This is a genomic window from Nocardia sp. NBC_01327 (assembly GCF_035958815.1).
In the GTDB taxonomy this organism is placed as follows: Bacteria; Actinomycetota; Actinomycetes; order Mycobacteriales; family Mycobacteriaceae; genus Nocardia.
This window is the reverse complement of the sequence record NZ_CP108383.1, coordinates 438,639-455,572: the sequence shown is the minus strand read 5'-3', so window position 1 is coordinate 455,572 and position 16,934 is coordinate 438,639. Positions and strand designations below refer to the sequence as shown.

At 65.2% G+C, this 16,934-nt stretch carries 15 protein-coding genes; 11 read left to right on the top strand and 4 right to left on the bottom strand.

The genetic code is table 11. The annotated features are described in order from the left end of the window. The first annotated feature begins 136 nt into the window (after window positions 1-136). A complete protein-coding gene (locus OG326_RS01995; protein WP_327142921.1) occupies window positions 137-1,375 on the top strand; it encodes an FAD-dependent monooxygenase in 1,239 nt (412 codons plus the stop codon). 245 nt (window positions 1,376-1,620) lie between these two features. On the opposite strand, the gene OG326_RS01990 is transcribed toward OG326_RS01995, so the two are convergent. Beyond that, window positions 1,621-2,517: an Ig-like domain-containing protein gene (locus OG326_RS01990; protein ID WP_442790898.1), complete on the bottom strand. Its 897-nt coding sequence runs from the start codon at window positions 2,515-2,517 to the stop codon at window positions 1,621-1,623. A 296-nt stretch (window positions 2,518-2,813) separates the two neighbouring features. Beyond that, window positions 2,814-4,196: a cytochrome P450 gene (locus OG326_RS01985; protein ID WP_327142920.1), complete on the bottom strand. Its 1,383-nt coding sequence runs from the start codon at window positions 4,194-4,196 to the stop codon at window positions 2,814-2,816. Between the two features lie 137 nt (window positions 4,197-4,333). On the opposite strand from OG326_RS01985, the gene lppU reads away from it, so the two are divergent. Continuing rightward, window positions 4,334-4,981 carry an LppU family putative lipoprotein gene (gene lppU / locus OG326_RS01980; protein WP_327142919.1) on the top strand — a complete coding sequence of 216 codons (648 nt, stop codon included), beginning with the start codon at window positions 4,334-4,336 and terminating at the stop codon, window positions 4,979-4,981. Between the two features lie 88 nt (window positions 4,982-5,069). Here the strand turns inward: lppU and OG326_RS01975 are convergent, their stop codons facing one another. Then, complete coding sequence (locus OG326_RS01975; RefSeq protein WP_327142918.1) at window positions 5,070-5,735, bottom strand: serine protease; 666 nt, start codon at window positions 5,733-5,735, stop codon at window positions 5,070-5,072. A gap of 454 nt (window positions 5,736-6,189) precedes the next feature. On the opposite strand from OG326_RS01975, the gene OG326_RS01970 reads away from it, so the two are divergent. The 9 genes from OG326_RS01970 (at window position 6,190) to OG326_RS01930 (ending at window position 16,017) form a co-directional block, all read left to right on the top strand. Beyond that, the gene (locus tag OG326_RS01970) at window positions 6,190-7,059 is read left to right on the top strand and encodes an MlaE family ABC transporter permease (RefSeq protein ID WP_405134144.1); all 870 of its coding nucleotides are present in this window, start codon (window positions 6,190-6,192) and stop codon (window positions 7,057-7,059) included. Window positions 7,060-7,064: 5 nt separating this feature from the next. Next, entirely contained in the window at window positions 7,065-7,928 is an 864-nt protein-coding gene (locus OG326_RS01965; RefSeq protein WP_327142917.1) for an ABC transporter permease, read from the top strand. 12 nt (window positions 7,929-7,940) lie between these two features. Continuing rightward, window positions 7,941-9,464, top strand: coding sequence for an MlaD family protein (locus tag OG326_RS01960; RefSeq protein WP_327142916.1), 1,524 nt, complete (start codon window positions 7,941-7,943; stop codon window positions 9,462-9,464). Continuing rightward, window positions 9,461-10,495: an MCE family protein gene (locus OG326_RS01955; RefSeq protein ID WP_327142915.1), complete on the top strand. Its 1,035-nt coding sequence runs from the start codon at window positions 9,461-9,463 to the stop codon at window positions 10,493-10,495. Before OG326_RS01960 ends, OG326_RS01955 begins: the two co-directional genes overlap by 4 nt. Then, the gene (locus OG326_RS01950; protein WP_327146332.1) at window positions 10,495-11,490 is read left to right on the top strand and encodes an MCE family protein; all 996 of its coding nucleotides are present in this window, start codon (window positions 10,495-10,497) and stop codon (window positions 11,488-11,490) included. The genes OG326_RS01955 and OG326_RS01950 overlap by 1 nt, the downstream gene beginning before the upstream one ends. Continuing rightward, the gene (locus tag OG326_RS01945) at window positions 11,487-12,581 is read left to right on the top strand and encodes an MlaD family protein (RefSeq protein ID WP_327142914.1); all 1,095 of its coding nucleotides are present in this window, start codon (window positions 11,487-11,489) and stop codon (window positions 12,579-12,581) included. The genes OG326_RS01950 and OG326_RS01945 overlap by 4 nt, the downstream gene beginning before the upstream one ends. Further along, window positions 12,578-13,690: an MCE family protein gene (locus OG326_RS01940; protein ID WP_327142913.1), complete on the top strand. Its 1,113-nt coding sequence runs from the start codon at window positions 12,578-12,580 to the stop codon at window positions 13,688-13,690. The genes OG326_RS01945 and OG326_RS01940 overlap by 4 nt, the downstream gene beginning before the upstream one ends. Before the next feature lie 5 nt (window positions 13,691-13,695). After that, window positions 13,696-14,859, top strand: a complete 1,164-nt coding sequence (locus tag OG326_RS01935; protein ID WP_327142912.1) for an MlaD family protein — start codon at window positions 13,696-13,698, stop codon at window positions 14,857-14,859. 138 nt (window positions 14,860-14,997) lie between these two features. Beyond that, window positions 14,998-16,017, top strand: a complete 1,020-nt coding sequence (locus OG326_RS01930; RefSeq protein ID WP_327142911.1) for a hypothetical protein — start codon at window positions 14,998-15,000, stop codon at window positions 16,015-16,017. A gap of 241 nt (window positions 16,018-16,258) precedes the next feature. Here the strand turns inward: OG326_RS01930 and OG326_RS01925 are convergent, their stop codons facing one another. Then, the gene (locus OG326_RS01925) at window positions 16,259-16,927 is read right to left on the bottom strand and encodes an RNase H family protein (RefSeq protein ID WP_327142910.1); all 669 of its coding nucleotides are present in this window, start codon (window positions 16,925-16,927) and stop codon (window positions 16,259-16,261) included. Window positions 16,928-16,934: the final 7 nt, after the last annotated feature.

The window sequence follows — 16,934 nt, the reverse complement described above, 5'->3', positions numbered from 1 at the left end:
GATCCGCGGAGAGCGCTCTAGCTCTCCCAGCTGGGGATCGGCGTATAGCCCCAGTTCAGCGCCCTGCGCACCACCCGGTGAGCGGCGGTGAGCCGATGGTGAGTAGTTGGTGAGGGCTGCGGCAGATGCTTCTCTCATGACAACGCAGCAGCAGTTCACCAGCAAGACCGTCCTCATCTCCGGCGCCAGCGTCGCGGGCCCCACTCTCGCCTACTGGCTGCACCGCTACGGCTTTGCCGTGACGGTGGTGGAGGAAGCCCCGGCTCTGCGGGAAGGCGGTTACAAGGTCGATATTCGCGGCACCGCCATGGAGGTCGTCAACCGCATGGGCCTGCTGCCGGAAATCGAGCGCGCCTCCACCGCCATGCGTGGCGGCGACTGGGTCGACGAGTCGGGCAAGACCCTCGCCACCCTCGGCCCGGACCTGATCGGCCTGCGCGGCCCCGGCGACGACGAGGTGCTGCGCGGCGACCTCGCCCGAATCCTGTTCGACGCCACCAAGAACGATGTGCAGTACCTGTTCGGCGACTCGATCGTCGATCTGACCGAGGAGGCCGACGGCGTCTCGGTGCGCTTCCGGCACGCCGCGCCCCGGGTCTTCGACCTGGTGATCGGCGCGGACGGCATGCATTCCACGGTGCGCCGCAGCACTTTCGGCCCGGAGGAGCAGTTCGCCAAGCACACCGGTATGGCCGCCTGCGTGATCTCGGTGCCCAACTACCTGAACCTCGACCACTGGGAGCTGGTGCACCCGACCCCCGGCCAGATCGTGCAGGTGTACAGCACGCAGCAGCATTCGGCGAAGGCGCAGTTCATCTTCCGCGCCCCGGAAACCCTGCCCGAGCGCGGCGATATCGCCGCTCAGCAGCGACTGGTGGCCGAGGCCTTCGCCGATGCCGGCTGGGAGACGCAGAACCTGTTGCGCCTCATGCCGCAATCACCGGACTTCTACTTCGACTCGGTCAGCCAGATCCACCTGGAGCACTGGTCCCAGGGCCGTATCGCCCTGGTCGGCGACGCCGCCTACAGCCCCTCCCCGCTCTCGGGCCAGGGCACCAGCATGGCCCTGGTCGGCGCGTATGTCCTTGCCGGAGAGCTGAATGCGGCCCACGGCGACCACACCGTCGCCTTCGGCAACTACCAGACCCGCATGGCCGAATACGTCGACCTGAACCTCACCCTCGGCTGGAACAACGCCAACCAGATGGTCGCCGCCGATAAGCGCGGCCTCAAAATCCAGACCACCGCCCTGCGCGTCATGCGCCGCCTCCCCTGGAAGGGCATGGCCCTGCGCTCCATCATGAAGCCCCTCAACCACGCTTCCAATGGAATCACTCTGGAGCAGTACGCCCCCACCACCCAGCGCCTCGCCTGAATGTCGGCGCGATGCCGCCCGCCCGCCGCGACGGCACGGCCCCCCTCCGTCCAGCCGCGAACTTACCGGCTTGCCGCGCAAGGAATCTGCGGCGATCTGGTGAGCGGCCCACCGATAAGTGCGCGGCGGGCCGTCCCGAAGACGTGGCCCGGCCGCGGGGACAGCTTCACCCTTGAAATAAACCGCAGGCCCCGCCCATTACGGGCGGGGCCTGCGAAAGTTTGTGCTGGGCTGGGGCTTACGCCTTAATTCCAGTCGCCCCAGCCGTCGCTGGTGCTGAAGGTGCCGCCGCTGGTGTTCTTCACCACCACCGGATCACCCTTCTTCACATTGTCGAAGTACCACTTCGCATCGTCGGTGCTCACATTGAGGCAGCCGTGCGAGCTGTTGGAGTAGCCCTGCTGTGCGACGCTCCACGGGGCGGCGTGAATGAAGATGCCGCTGTTGGACATGCGGGTGGCGTACTCGACCTCGAGCTTGTAGCCCTGCGGATCGGTCGTCGGCACACCGTAGGTCGAGGAATCCATGATCATCTTGCGATTGCGCTCGCTGACGATGTAGGTGCCGTTGGGGGTCTCGTGCCCGGTCTTGCCCATGGAGGTGGGCATGGTCTTCACGACCTCACCATTGCGGGTGACCACGATCTGGTGGGTGTTGTCGTCCGCGGTCGCGATGAACTCGTCGCCGATCTCGTAGGCGACCTTGGTGCCGCCGCCCTCGACGGTGACCTTGGTGCCCGACGGCCAGAAGTCCTCGGGCCGCCAGCGAACCTGCTTATCGCCCATCCAGTAGAAGTGGCCGTCCACCTTGTTGGTCGAGGTGATCCGGATCGCCTTCTCCGCACCGGCGTGATCGCTGACCGGATCCTTGAAGTTGATGATGACCGGCTGCGCCACGCCCACCACGTCCCCGTCGCCGGGGCTGATGTTCGGGGCCGCGAAATTGGCCGGCGGCAGCGGCGAATTGGCGCCGGGCGCGGTCGGCAGATCGCCGGGCGCGGGCTGCGGCATGACCGCCGAGGGCACACCCGGAATCTCCGGGCCGCCCGGCCATAGCGGGGTCGCTGAGGCGGGCGCTGCCACCACGGCTCCGGTCGCCGCAATGACGGCGAGGGAAATCAGTCCGTACCGGGTGATGCGCACAGCTCTCGGTCCTCTCGATCCTCGTTCAACACGCAGATTGCAGGCGCAGTCCGCCCGCTGTAGGTCCCAACCCCGCATCCATTACTACCGTGCGAGCAGAGGCATTCCAATTGGCTTGTGGCAGTTATTCATACCGACCCACTGGTGTGGTTCAGGTCACTCCACTGTCCACGGGCGAATTGCTGGCGCATTAGCGCCGTTCGCATCGGCGATTCCCGAAACGGGTCACGGGTGTGTCCCACGCCTATGCACCCGCATACTCAAACCTGGATGTGAGGCAAATCACTGGAGTCGCATCAGGGTTCGAGGGCCTCGAAGGTAATGGCCGCATGCGGACCGGTCGCAATATTGTGCGGCACCGTCCACGGCACCCGCCCGCGCGCGAACCGCGGCGACAGCCGCAACCGCACAGCACCGAGCACCGTGGCCAGCACGATCCGCAATTCGAAATCGGCCAGCGACGCACCCACGCAGCGCCGGTGCCCGCCGCCGAACGGTGCGAACTCGAACGGACCGTAGCGGCGTTCGAGAAACCGCTCGGGATGGAATCGCTGTGGCTCGCTCCACACTTCGGGGTCGGTGTGCAGCAGCTGTACCGACAGCCCCATGGTGTCCCCCGCCACCATCGTGGTGCCGCGGAATACGAAATCACCGGTGAGCCTGCGCAATACGATCGGCACCGGGGGATGCAGGCGCAGCGTCTCCTGGCACACCGCATCCAGGTACGGCAGTGTCGCGATCTCGATCGGATCGAGATCCGGTCCGGCCGCGGCGAGTTCGGCGCGCAATCGCGCGAGCGTCTCCGGCGAACGGTGCAGCCGGTACAGCGCCCACACCAGCACCGTCGCCGTGGTTTCGTGCCCGGCGACCAGCAGGGTGCGCAATTGTTCGCGCAGGTCCGCGTCGGTCATGGCGCTGCCGTCCTCGTATCGGGTCTCCAGCAGCATGCCGAGCAGATCCTGTTCGGCGCCCGTGCCGCTGCAGTCCCTCGCCCGTCGCCGCGCGACCTCGGTATCGATCAGGCCGTCGAGCCGATCCCGCGCGGCCAGGAAGCGCTCCCAGCCCGACAATCCGAACATATTGCGCCGCAAGGCCGGAACCGCGAACAGCGGCGTGCCGAAGGAGGTCAGGAATTCCGTTGTGGCCGAGGTGTATTCGGCCAGCAGCTCGGGCTCGTCGATACCGAACACCGCCGCCAGAATCACCCGTAATGTCATGGCGCGCGCCGCATCCCGGGCATCGATGCGGGTACCCGCGCGCCAGGCCCGCCCGGTGCGCTCACCCGCCAGCTCGGCCCGCGCCGTATCCCGAATGACAGTGCCGTAGGCGCTGATTCGATTCCGGTGGAACGCGGGCGCCAGCACCGCGCGCTCCTGCCGATGCCGCTCGCCCCGCGCCAGGATGAGCGACGCCGGGCCGACCATCGGTTCGATGGGATTCGGCAGCGGCGGCGCCAGCAGTTCGACCGGCGCCCGGAACAATTCGCGCGCGCCCTCGGGCGTGCCGGTGAAGACCACCGACCCGAAGGACGGGAAGCGCATCAGAAACGGATCGCCGTGCCGTTCGTGCCGCCGGCGGAAGTACCGCTCGAGATCGATGCCCGCGGCCAGGGCATGCAGCAGTACCAGCCGAGGTTGGTGCAGGGTCTCGGGACCGACCGGTTGGGCGGCGGTACTCATGCTCTCCTATACGTATTCACTACTACCCGGGGTTCGACCGGAACCCTGTGTGCGGGCTGTGAGTCGACGGTGTCCGATACGTCGTGTATGCATGGCAAGACTCAAAGCTTGGTGTACCTCAAATTTAGGACAAGTTCGTGTTGCGTCAGCAGATCTCCGCCCGGATCGCCGTCCCGGCCCTCTCCGCCGCCGCCCTGCTGCTCGCAGCCTGCGGCTCCACCATTTCCGGCAGCCCGGTTGCGGCACCCCCCGGACTGGACTCGGCCGTCTCGACGACCAAGGCGCCCGGCACCACGCCGAAGCCCACCGGCAAGCCGGGCCCCAGCGGCAAACCCTCCACCCCGCCCGCCGACCGCGGCGGCGATACCGACTTCCAGGCCAGCATCGGCGACTGCGTGAAACTCGGTGGCACCACCGACAATGCCACCATCAAGCACGCCACCTGTGGAAGCAAGGACTCCAACTACAAGGTGGTCGCCAAGGCGCCCACCAACTCCCAATGCCCCACCGATGTCGACCAGGCGTACTACGAGACCCTCTCCGGCATCGAGACCGGCGCGATCTGCCTCGATATCGACTGGGTCATCGGCGACTGCCTCGATCTGGGCGCCAAGGGCAGCGGTGACGACCCCAAGCGAATCGACTGCAGCACCCGCGGCGCGGCCGACGGGGTCAAGGTGCTCTCGATCCTGAAGAACAGCACCAGCGTCGACGACTGCAATGTCGGCAACCAGGGCTATGTATACGACGAGCGCAAACTCGTCGTCTGCGTCTCGACCCTCTGAGGCCACTTCCCCCGGGGAACAGTGAAGCCCGGCCGGACATGTTGTCCGGCCGGGCTTCTCGGTCTCGTTCCGACGGAGCGGAGGCAATCTATATGGGGTTGTACCCCGAGCCGATCTGGCCGCGTCCGTTCAGGTCTCCCATGATCGAGGACATATTCGTCCCGACCTCGGGGCCGAAGCAGGCGAGGGCCAGGTAGGCGTTCACCATGCCGACAAGGGTGGTGCCGACGACGACCGGAGCCCCGGAATCGCCCTCCACCACACACATCTGACTCCACGTCTCGACATTGGTCGCGAAGACGTCACCCCACGAGAGGCCACAGGTATTACCGGTGGTCCGTCCCTCTTTGCACACGATCATCGGGAAGTTCGGCGGCCCGCCGATTCCGGTGATTGCCACATTGCCGATCCGATTCACCGGAATGACCCGATCCGGGAAGAACTCGATGACCGCGTAATCCAGATCGTGATTGGAGTACACGAACTTCCCGATCTGCCCTGCGCCGCGATCCTTTTCGGCGAACACCTGGGCTCCGGGGTCACCACAGTGTCCCGCGGTGATACCGACCAGCCGCCCGGCCCCGTCGTGACCGATGGTGGTCACGGTGCACTCGAACATGTCATCGATGACGATGCCGGAGCCACCGCCGATGACTGCCGGTGCGGGATCGGCGTTCGCAGCCCCGGCGCCGAACATCGCGGTGCTCACGGCAAAAGCGAAGACGCCGGCCATACCGGCGAGTTTCCTGATCATGTCCCTCCAGACGTCGGAAGCCGCTCGAAAAAAGCTGCGGAACACATCCTGTCAGTATTCGTCCCGCGAGGCTGCTTGTACTGCCACATGTTGCGCAGCCGTGTCCTGCGCGCGTTGCACAGTGATACCGAGTTGGATGCAGTTATGGGATTTATGCATAACTCGGCCGGATTTCCGATAAATTCTCTCCCATTAATTCTTACCCAATGGGGCTTCACTTCAACCGAAACGTCTCTGCCCATACTCGGAAATTAGAACAAGTTCTAGATGTCTGCCTGGTTCTTTGGGTTGTGAACCAACCGTGATGTGCCTGTTCACAACCGTTCAGAGAAAGTGATCCGCCTCTATGACCGGAACCACAACGCCTGGTGTGTTTTTCCTAACTCCGTAGTAAGGTGCGTCAAGCAAACAGTCGCCGGTGGCGGGTAACCCGGCGTCGAGAGGGGTAGTCAGAGTGCAGTTGACGAAGAGTCTGGACGGGCAGGGGAGCCCAACGGAGTCAAGGGTTAATGCCGCCGTCGGCTGGGCCAAGGGGTATTGGGAGGACCATCCCAAACGGTCGCTCGAGACCGGTGGACGGATGATGGCGATGGGAGTCGCCGCCGTTGTCGAACTGTTCGTCGCGATCTTCCGGAAACGCTTCCCTTACGCGGAGTTCGTCAGACAGTGCGCCTTCATGGCGAATGTCGCGGCGGCTCCCACACTGCTGGTTGCCATTCCGATCGGCGTGATCGTGTCCATTCAGGTCGGCTCCGTCGCCGGACAGGTCGGCGCGACCTCGTTCATCGGTGCGGCCAACGGCCTCGGCATCATTCAGCAGGGTGCGCCACTGGTCACCTCGCTCATGATCGCCGGCGCGGTCGGCTCCGCCATTTGCGCCGATCTCGGCTCGCGCACCATCCGCGAGGAGATCGACGCCATGCGCGTCATGGGCGTGGACCCGCTGCGCCGCCTGGTCGCCCCCCGCCTCGGCGCCGCCATGCTGGTCTCCGTACTCCTGTGCGGCTTCGTGGTTTTCGTCGGCTTCCTGACCGGCTACGTCTTCAATATCTTCGCCCAGGGCGGCACCCCCGGGTCCTACGTCGGAACCTTCGCCTCCTTCGCGATCACCACTGATCTGTTTGTGGCGCTGCTGAAGTCGCTCATCTTCGGCCTGCTCGCCGCGATCATCGCCTGCGATGCCGGGCTGAACGCACGCGGCGGCCCGGGCGGCGTCGCGAACTCGGTGAACACCGCCGTGGTCATGTCCGCCGTCATGCTCTTCGGCGTCAACCTGATCCTCACTCAGGTCTACAACTCCCTCTTCCCACCACAGATGGTCTGAGAGTCGTGTCAGCAACGTATGTTCCGCCGCTGCTGCGGCCGTTCCAACGGATCAAGGGCGTCGCCACGTCGCCGCGCGACTTCATTGCGCGCATCGGTCACCAGGTCTTCTTCTTCCTGCGCTCGCTCGGCTCCATGCCGATGGCGTTCAAGCAGTACCCCAAGGAAGTCTGGCGACTGCTGTCCGATGTCACCTGGGGCAACGGCAATCTCATCGTCGGCGGCGGCACCATCGGCGTGGTGCTCATCCTGTCGGCGTTCGGCGGTATGACCGTCGCCATCCAGGGCTACACCTCGCTGAACCTGCTCGGCCTGAGCCCGCTCACCGGCGCCATCTCGGCGTTCGCCACCACGCGTGAGCTCGGCCCGATGCTCGCCACCCTCGCCTTCGCGGCGCAGGCGGGCTGCCGGTTCACCGCACAGCTGGGCGCCATGCGCATCTCCGAGGAGATCGACGCGCTGGAATCGGTTGCCATCCGGCCGCTTCCGTACCTGGTGAGCACCCGGATGATCGCGGCCATGATCGCGATCGTGCCGCTGTACTGCCTGGCCCTGCCGTTCGCGTACATCTCCTGCTCGCTGACCGTGCAGTTGATCGGCGGCACCGCGTCCGGGACATTCCAGCACTACTTCTATCAGTTCCTGGTGCCGGTCGATGTGCTGTACTCACTGCTGAAGGCGATCATCTTCGTCGCGATCACCACGTTCATCCAGTGCTACTACGGGTTTTTCGCCTCGGGCGGCCCGGAGGGCGTGGGTGTCGCGGCCGGTCGCGCCATCAAGTACTGCATTATCGCGGTGGTCTTCGCGGACCTGTTCATCACCTTGGCCATCTGGGGCGTCAACCCCGGCATCCGGATCTCGGGATAGGGGGCGAACACCATGATCATCGATCCGAGCGGGCGCGGCCCGACCATGCGGCAGCTGCTCATCGCCGGCGTTTCCGGGCTCATCGTCTTCGCGATCATCCTCTGTTTCCTGATGGCGCGGTACAAGGGCTACTTCGTCGAAAAGGTCAATGTCACCGCGAATCTCACCACCACCGGTGACGGCCTGCCCTCCAATGCGGACGTGAAGTTCCGCGGCATCCTCGTCGGCGCCGTCAAGGATGTGTCGGTGGCCGACCAGGGTGCGGCGCAGGAGGTGCACATCGAGATGAAGCCGGAGTACACCTCCGGCATCCCCGCGAATGTGACCGCGCGCGTGGTGCCCTCGAACCTGTTCGCCGTCACCTCCGTCGAACTCGTCTACAACGGAGCCGATTCCGCGCACCTGAAGGAGGGTTCGCAGATCGCCGAGGACCGCTCCGAAGGCACCATCGCGCTGCAGGACACGCTCACCACGGTGCGCAATATCTTCACCAAGATCGATCCGGTGCAGTTCGGCCGGGTACTGGGCACGCTCTCCTACGCGCTCGACGGCAGCGGCCGCGCGCCCGGCTCCACCATTGTGCGGGTCGACGACTGGCTGCAGGGTGTGCGCGGCGCGGTCCCCGATCTCGGTACGACGCTGACTGATTTCTCCAATTCGTTCCACGCGCTCAACCAGTCCGCACCGGAATTGATGAGCGTGCTGGCCGATTCGGTGAAGACGGCGCAGACCATCGCCGATCGCCGCGCCGATCTGGTCGCGCTCATCACCGGAGCCAGCGGCACCGTGGACAAGGTCAATTCGCTGTTCGCCCGAAACCCCAACCTGGGCAAGGACGTCACCACGGGCACCAGTGCCCTGTTCGGCGCGCTCTCGGACGATCCGTCCTCCATTCCGCAGGCGATCGCGAACCTCAACAGCTCCATCCACAAGCTGAACTCGACCTTCAACTGGGGTCCGCAGCGTCAGATGGCCTGGAATATGGGCATCACCTTCACGCCGTACAAGCCGTACACCCGTGACGACTGCCCGCGCTACGGCGACCTCGCCGGACCCAGCTGTGCCACCGCGCCGCTGGTCTCCGATCCCGGCACCCTGCCGGAGTCGATGCGGCCCAAGGCGCTCGATTCGGCGGCCGGCCTGCCGAAACTTCCGGCGCCGCCGGGCTTCCCGACCATTCCGGGTCTGAACACCACCGATTCACTGCTGCCGGATCCGAAGACGGCGCAGCCGAACAACCCGTTCGCGGGCACCCCGCTGCAGGGACTGTTCCCGAACCTGTTCCCGGCCGCACCCGCACCGGCTGATCCCGCGGCTCCGGCCGCACCGGCCGATCCCGCCGCCCCGGCTGCTCCGGCCGCGCTGCCCATCCATCCGGCCGCGGCGCCGCAGCAGGCCGCACCGATCTCCTTCACCGGCGACGATGCGATCACCGCGATACTGGGCCGTCGTCCGACAGCGGCCGAATACCTGCTGCTGAGCTCGATCCTGAGGGGTGGAACGTTGCAAGTTTCCGAAAGCGGGGCGGCTAAGTGAGCATTCGCAAACCGCTGATCGGGTTCGGCATCTTCGCCATCGTGGCCATCCTGGTGACCGCGGTCATCTGGAACACGCTGGCGCGCACCGTCAACGGACCCACCAACACCTACTCCGCCACCTTCACCGATGTGCTCGGCCTGCGGGCGGGCGATGACGTCCGCATGGCCGGCGTGCGCGTCGGCAAGGTGGAGAAGATCGACCTGGACAAGAAGAACCAGGCGCTGGTGACCTTCATCGTGCAGAAGGATCAGACGCTGTACGGCGATACCAAGGCGCTGGTCCGGTACCAGAACCTGATCGGCCAGCGCTATGTCGCACTGGCCCCGGACACCAAGCCGGGCGGTTCGCATACGCCGCTGCAGAACAAGGGCGCGATCCCGGTGGAACGCACCGAGCCGTCCTTCGATATCTCCGCACTGCTCAACGGTTTCCAGCCGCTGTTCCAGGTGCTGCAGCCGCAGCAGGTCAACGACCTCTCCAACACCTTCATCCAGGCGCTGCAGGGTGACGGAGTCTCGCTGAGCGGCTTCATCACTCAGGCCGCGGCGCTGGCCAGCGACTTCCAGCGGCGTGATGCCATCCTCTCCGATGTCATCACCAACCTGTCCGGCGTGATGTCCGGTCTGGCCAAGCGCGGTGACGAACTCGAGACCCTGGTGACCCAGACCCGCTCGCTGATCGGCGGCCTCTACGCGCAGGGCCAGTCGCTGCAGACCTCCACCGTGCAGATCGCCGATGCGACAACGTCTCTGGTGTCCATGATGGGTCTGATCCAGCCCAAGCTGGCGCTGGCGCAGAGCTCCACCACGGATGCGCTGACCCTGCTGCTGGCCAATGGCGCCAAGCTGGATCAGGGGGCCGTGGATCTGCCCGCGATCCTGAGCAATGTCGGCAAGTTCACCCAGAACGGCGCCTACGCCAATGCCTACATCTGCAGCCTGGATGTCTCGCTGTACGGTGTCCTCTTCCCGCGCGGTCTGTTCAACCAGATCGGCGGCAATTCCCACTCGGCGGTGTGCCGTCCATGATGACGAAACTCAAATCTCGCTTCAGCGCCAATCGCAATTTCTGGCTCGGTCTGTTCGGCGCCGGTCTGATCGTCGCCCTGCTGCTCGGCTCCACCGTGTACCGGTCACTCGGCATCGGTGAGAACAGCATCAAGGCGGAATTCGTGCAGACCGCCGGCATCAAAACCGGTGACAAGGTGGCCATCTCCGGCGTTTCGGTCGGCACCGTCTCCGGCGCCGAACTCGAGGGCGACCATGTGCTGGTCACCCTCTCGGTCAAGGACTCGGTGAAGTTCGGCCCTGACGCGCACGCGACGATCAAGATGGCGACCCTGCTGGGCGCCCGCTTCGTCGATCTGGTGCCGGGCGACGGTTCCGGACTCAAGGGCAATCGAATCCCCAAGTCCAATACCGCCGTTCCCTACAACCTGGCCGATGTGGTGCAGGAGGGCACGCCGAAGTTCGAGGAGCTCGACACCAAGAAGCTGGCGGATTCGCTGAATCTGATCAATCAGCAGATGGGTGACAGCCCGCAGCTCACGGTGCAGGCGCTCGATTCCGTCGGCGCGCTGGCCAAAACCCTGAACGATCGCAAGGATTCGGTCGACAAGCTGCTCAAGGATCTCGACCGGGTGACCAAGATCCTCGGCGACAACAGCAACAGTGTGCTGCTGGTGATCACCCAGGGTCAGGCCATCGCCAACCGGGTGATGGAGCGACAGGGTCTGCTGCGCTCACTGCTCGACAATGTCGCGACCCTGAGCCGGCAGCTGCAGCAGATCGGCGCCGACAACAACAATCAGTTCGGCCCGACCCTGCAGCAGCTCAACACCATGGCCGACGGCCTGCAGAAGAACAAGGACAACCTGGATCGACTGCTGTCGATCATGCCGGTGTCGGTGCGGACGTTCAATAATGCCTTCGGCAACGGCAATTACGGCGAGGTCGCCCTGCCGTGGCTGTTCCCGGACAACTGGCTGTGCGGCGTACAGGTGAACGAGGGGTGCCACAAATGACAATCGCAGCCAGGATCACCAAGCTGGCCATGATCGGCGCGGCCGCCCTTGCGGTGGGCAGCTGCTCGATCGTGCCGCTCGGAGTGAAGGATGCGGTCGGGCAGACCCAGCACTTCACCGCCGACTTCGAAAATATCGCGGGCATGTTCGAGGGCAATCCGATCACCGTGCTCGGGCTCGATGTCGGCAAGGTCGACAAGATCGTGCCGAAGGGTCAGTACGTCGAAGTCCATATGACTGTGGACGGCGGGGTGAAGATCCCGAAAAACGTGATCGCCGCGCTGATCTCGCCCTCCATCGTCACCGACCGGCATATCGAGCTCACCCCGCGCTACACCGGCGGTGACGCTCTCAAGGACGGTTCGCATCTGACCACCCAGCAGACCAAGACCCCGGTCGAGCTGGACACGATGATCAAGACCATCGACACCTTCGCCGCGGCGCTCAAGCCGACGCCGGGGCAGGACGGCATCGGCCCGCTGTCGGGCCGCGTGCTGTACCCGATGATGAACGGCAACGGCGAGAAGATGCGCGACACCCTCACTGCGCTGTCGGGTGCGCTGAAGGTGGGCGTGGACAACAAGGACGCCGTCTCGACCATCATCATCAAGCTGAACGAGCTGACCACCATGCTGGCCGATAACGACCAGTCGGTGCGCGACTTCAGCAATAACATCACCCAGATGACCGGTCTGCTGGCCGACCAGGCCCCCGGCCTGCAGGCCACGCTGGATCAGCTGAACGGCTTCCTGGCCAATACCAGTGGCGCGTTCTCGCAGTACGCCGATCAGCTCAACGGCACCCTGACCGGTCTGACCAATGTCACGAACCAGTTGCGCGCCAACGCGACCGGCCTGGTCGAGGTCGTCGATACCGCGCCGCTGCTCATGCAGAACCTGGATCGCTCGGTGAACCGGCAGGGGCAGTTCATCCGCCTGCACGCCGTGATCGGCACCGCGCTCTCCGGCGAGATCATCAGCACCTTCTGCGAGCGCATCCAGATGCGGTCGGACGGCTGCCGCACCGGGAAGATGGAAGATTTCGGACCTGACTTCGGTCTGACCGCGGCCATGTTGGGACTGACCAAATGAGTAGTCGATTCGTCCGAGAGGTGCTGTTCGCCAGGCGCTCTCGTCATGCGCTGGTGGCGCTCGCCGTCACGGCCACGCTGGGCGCGTCCGGTTGCGCCCTGACCGTGGACAAACTGCCGCTGCCCAAGCCCGGCGTCGGCGGCGATACCTATACGGTCCATGCGGTTTTCGACAATGCGCTGAATCTGCCGGACCAGGCCAAGGTCAAGATCGGTGGTTCCGACGTCGGCGTCGTCACCAAGATCACGACCAAGGATTTCAAGGCGAATGTGGATCTGGCCATCCGCACGGATATTTCGCTGCCGGCCAACTCCACCGCCGAACTGCGCCAGGCGACTCCGCTGGGTGATGTCTTCGTGGCGGTGTCCAAGCCGAAGACCGATACCGGCCAGGCGCTGCTCAAAGACGGTGGCACGCTGACCAATACCTCGGCAGGCGCCACCGTCGAGGATCTGCTGCTCTCGATCTCCATGCTGTTCAACGGCGGCGGTATCGCCAGCCTGTCCAAGCTCACCTCCGAGCTGGACTCCATCGTCGGCGGTCACGGTCAGCAGCTCGGGTCCGTGCTCACCCAGATGACCAGCGTCATCAGCAATCTCAATGCCAACAGCAAGCGGGTGGACAGTGTGCTCGCCGGTTTCGACTCACTCGCGGATACGCTCCAGGCGAACCACGACCAGCTCGGCCAGGTGGCGAACAGCCTGCCCAGCATGATCGGCGCCATCGCCGAGAACAACCAGGCCATCGGCGATCTGCTCACCAAGGTCTCGACAACCAGTGCGGCCCTGGGTGATTACGCCAACACCACCTCCGATCAGCTCGCCGGGCTGCTCGACAATGTGCACCAGTTGATGAACGCGCTGTCGCAGACCTCGCAGAACTTCGGGCCCATGCTCGACGGCCTGCACGAGATCCGGCCCGCCGTCGACGCCTCCTTCAAGGGCAATACGCTGGCCGTCTCCGCGACCGCCACCATGCTCGACATCGGTGCACTCACCGATCCGGCAAACAGCAAACTCTGGGATCTGCGCGACCTCAACGACTTCGGGGGCAGCCTCATCCAGGTGCTGCAGATCATCTACGGACGGGTCAACGGGGGCCACAAGTGAACTGGGTGAAGCAGCACCGGAATCTGGTGTCCAACGGTGCGCTCGTGCTCATCCTGCTGGTCGGCGCCGCCTATCTGGCGGTGAGTGTCATGCGCGTGAACCCGCTGCGTGAAACCTACCGGGTGACAGTGAATCTCGACCGCTCCGGCGGTCTGCAGGCCGGCAATGACGTGACCCTGCGCGGCTACCGCATCGGCAAGGTCACCGATATCAAGCTGATCGACAGCGGTTCGGCCATCGCCGCCACCGCCGAGATCGACACGAAGTACAAGATCCCCACCGACACCCTGGTATCGGTGGGCTCGCTCTCCGGCGCGGGTGAGCAGTACATGGACTTCCGGCCCGAGTCAGATCAGGCCCCGTATCTGGGCAATGGCGCGACCGTGAAGTTCGACCCGGACAAGGTGAAGACGCCGACACCGGTGTGGTCGGTGCTGGACAATTCCAGTGCGCTGATCGCCCAGGTGGATCCGGATAAGTTCAGCACCATCCTGACCGAGTTGGACACCGCGCTCTCCGGCGGGCCCGACCAGCTGCGTTCGCTCATCGACGGCATCAGCACGGCCACCACCGGACTGGACAATCTGCTCCCGCAGACCGTCAACCTGATCAAGAATCTGCAGACCATCACCTCGACCACCTCGATGGCGCAGCCGGATCTGGGTACGCTGACTCGCAATTCGGGCGTACTGTTCCAGCAGTTCAACGATGCCAATGCCGAGCTGCAGAAGCTGCTCGAGCAGTCTCCGGCGCAGTTCCAGCAGCTCGGGGCGGTACTGGACAAGACCGCCGACCCGATGTCGAGCCTGCTGACCAATTTCGCGGCGGTCACCAAGGCCGCGCAATTGCGACTCCCCGCCCTGCGCGCGCTGTTCCCGGCGCTGGTGGTCGGCACCTCGGCCATGGGCGTCCCCGCCCACGACAACGAGTTCTATACGATCGCGGATATCTGGCCCCGGCCGTACTGCGATTACAGCACCGCTAAGGTTCGGACCGAAGTCGCGACCGAGAACACCCTGCCGCGCTGGGCCAGCTACTGCACCAATGCGCCTGCGGATCAGCAGATTCGCGGCTCCGGCAATGCGCCTCGCCCGGATATCCCGGACAACGGTGCGCTGCCGCCCGCCGGCGCCGACCCGAACGAGCGCACCCTGCCGCCGATCAAGTGACCGGTGCAGACAAACTCCACCGCTGGTGCGGTGAGACAAATCCGACCTGGCGGTTTCATTGCCGGGTTCGGCATACTCGCCTGACTGAACCTATTTGGCGCGTCCGCAGCGCGCCGGGAAAGTGTGGGGATCGATCCAATGTCGGATGACGCCGCCCAGGACAAGAAGAACAATGACGAGGCCGCCGAGCCCGTCGCCGTGACACCGGGGGGCGATGCCGACACGGGAAAGGTTGATGCCGAGAAGACGGCAGCCGCCCCTGAGGGCGAGACGGCCGAGACCACGGACCTGACCAAGAAGGCCGAGGACGCAAAGGTCGAGGACGCAAAGGTCGAGGACGCAAAGGTCGAGGACGCAAAGGTCGAGGATGCGGCTCCCGCCGCCGAGGTTCCGGTCGCTGCCGCCACACCCGCAGCGGAGTCGGCCAAGGTCGAGGCCGCGGCGAAGCCCGAGAAGCCCGAGAAGCCCGAGAAGCCCGAGCGCTCCGGCATTCCCGGCGGCAGCCTGGCCGTACCGGTCCTCGCACTGATCGCCGCGGGCGTCGTGCTGATCGCGGCCGTTGCCGCCGGTGTGGTGTTCTGGCTCAAGGCAGGCGACCGCAGTACCGAATTGTCCGAGCGTGATTCGGCTACCGCCACCGCCTGCGACTTCGGCACCACCGTCACCAATTACGACGCGGCGCACCTGGACGACTACTTCACGAACGTGAAGAACCTCTCCACCGGCGACTTCGCCAAGATGTTCAACTCCACCACCGACGGCCTCCGCGACGCCATGGTCAGCGTCAAGGTCAAGTCCACCCTGAGCGAGATTCACTGTGGCTGGGTCTCCGGTGACAGCGATAAGGCGAAGGTCATGGTGGTGCTCACGCAGAATCGCACCAGCCAGCTCGCCGCGCAGCCCGACTCCCTCACCATCGGCGCGATCGCCGAGATGGAGAAGGACGGCGGCAAGTGGAAGGTAGCCAACTTCGACAACCTGCCCTCGCAGGGCAACAACGCCCAGAACCCACTGGTCCCCGGCGGCACCGCCCCCTCCGGCGATCAGCCCGGCAGCGGCCAGCCCACCACCCCGGGAGCTCCGGCCACCCCGGGCGCACCCGCCACCCCCGGTGCCCCGGCCCCGGCAGCGCCGACAACTCCGGCAGCTCCCAAGTAGTCCGAACCGAAAAGAGCCGCCCCCGGTGAGTGATCACCGGGGGCGGCTCTCATTCGTAGAGCCCCACATTCGGGTCGCAGGTTTCCGGCCCCCACATTCGGTCGCGGTTCTCGGGCCCCACTCTCGGGCCCCCACATTCGGGTCGCGGGCCCCTGCCCGTTGTCCTTTCGGGGTTCCGGGCGGAGTCCGCGTTCGCCGTCCTAGGGGGTTTGGGGGCGAAGCCCCCAAATTTCCTTGTTCGCTAGAACAGGGTGAGTGCGTCGGGCGCCGGAGTTTTCGCCGCGGCGACCCGCCGGCGCGGCGTGGCGGGCGCGGGATGCGCCGCCCCGCTTCCCGCGACTTCGGGAGCAGCCGAAACCGTTTCGACAGGGCTGACCACCGGAATCGGTTCGGTGGTCGGTTCCACCGGAATGGGTTCGGTGATGGGCTCACTCGGGATGGGCGCGGGCGCCGTCACCACCGGGTCGGTGCCTACCCCGGAGGCGGCGACCTCACGGGCGGCCTGACCGCAGAGCTGATCGGCCTGCTCATTGAAGTAATTGCCCACATGACCGCGCACCCAGCGGAAACGCACGGGTCCGGGCCGAGTGGAGATGGCGCTGTCGATCTGCTGGATCAGCTCGAGGTTCTTCACCGGACCACCGGTGGAGGTCTTCCACCCATTGCGGCGCCAGCTGTTGATCCATTCGGAGGCGCACTTGATCGCATAGAGCGAGTCGCTCTCGATGAGCAGTGGTTCGGAGCTGCTGTGCGCGCGTATGGCCTCCAATAGGGCACGTAGCTCCGCGATCTGATTGGTGCCCGAAGGCGCACCGCCGCTGGCCGATCCGCCTGCGTGATTGACCCACGCCCAGCCGATGGCCCCGCCCGGGTTACGCAGGCACGATCCGTCGGTGCTCACGATGATCATGCTCGCA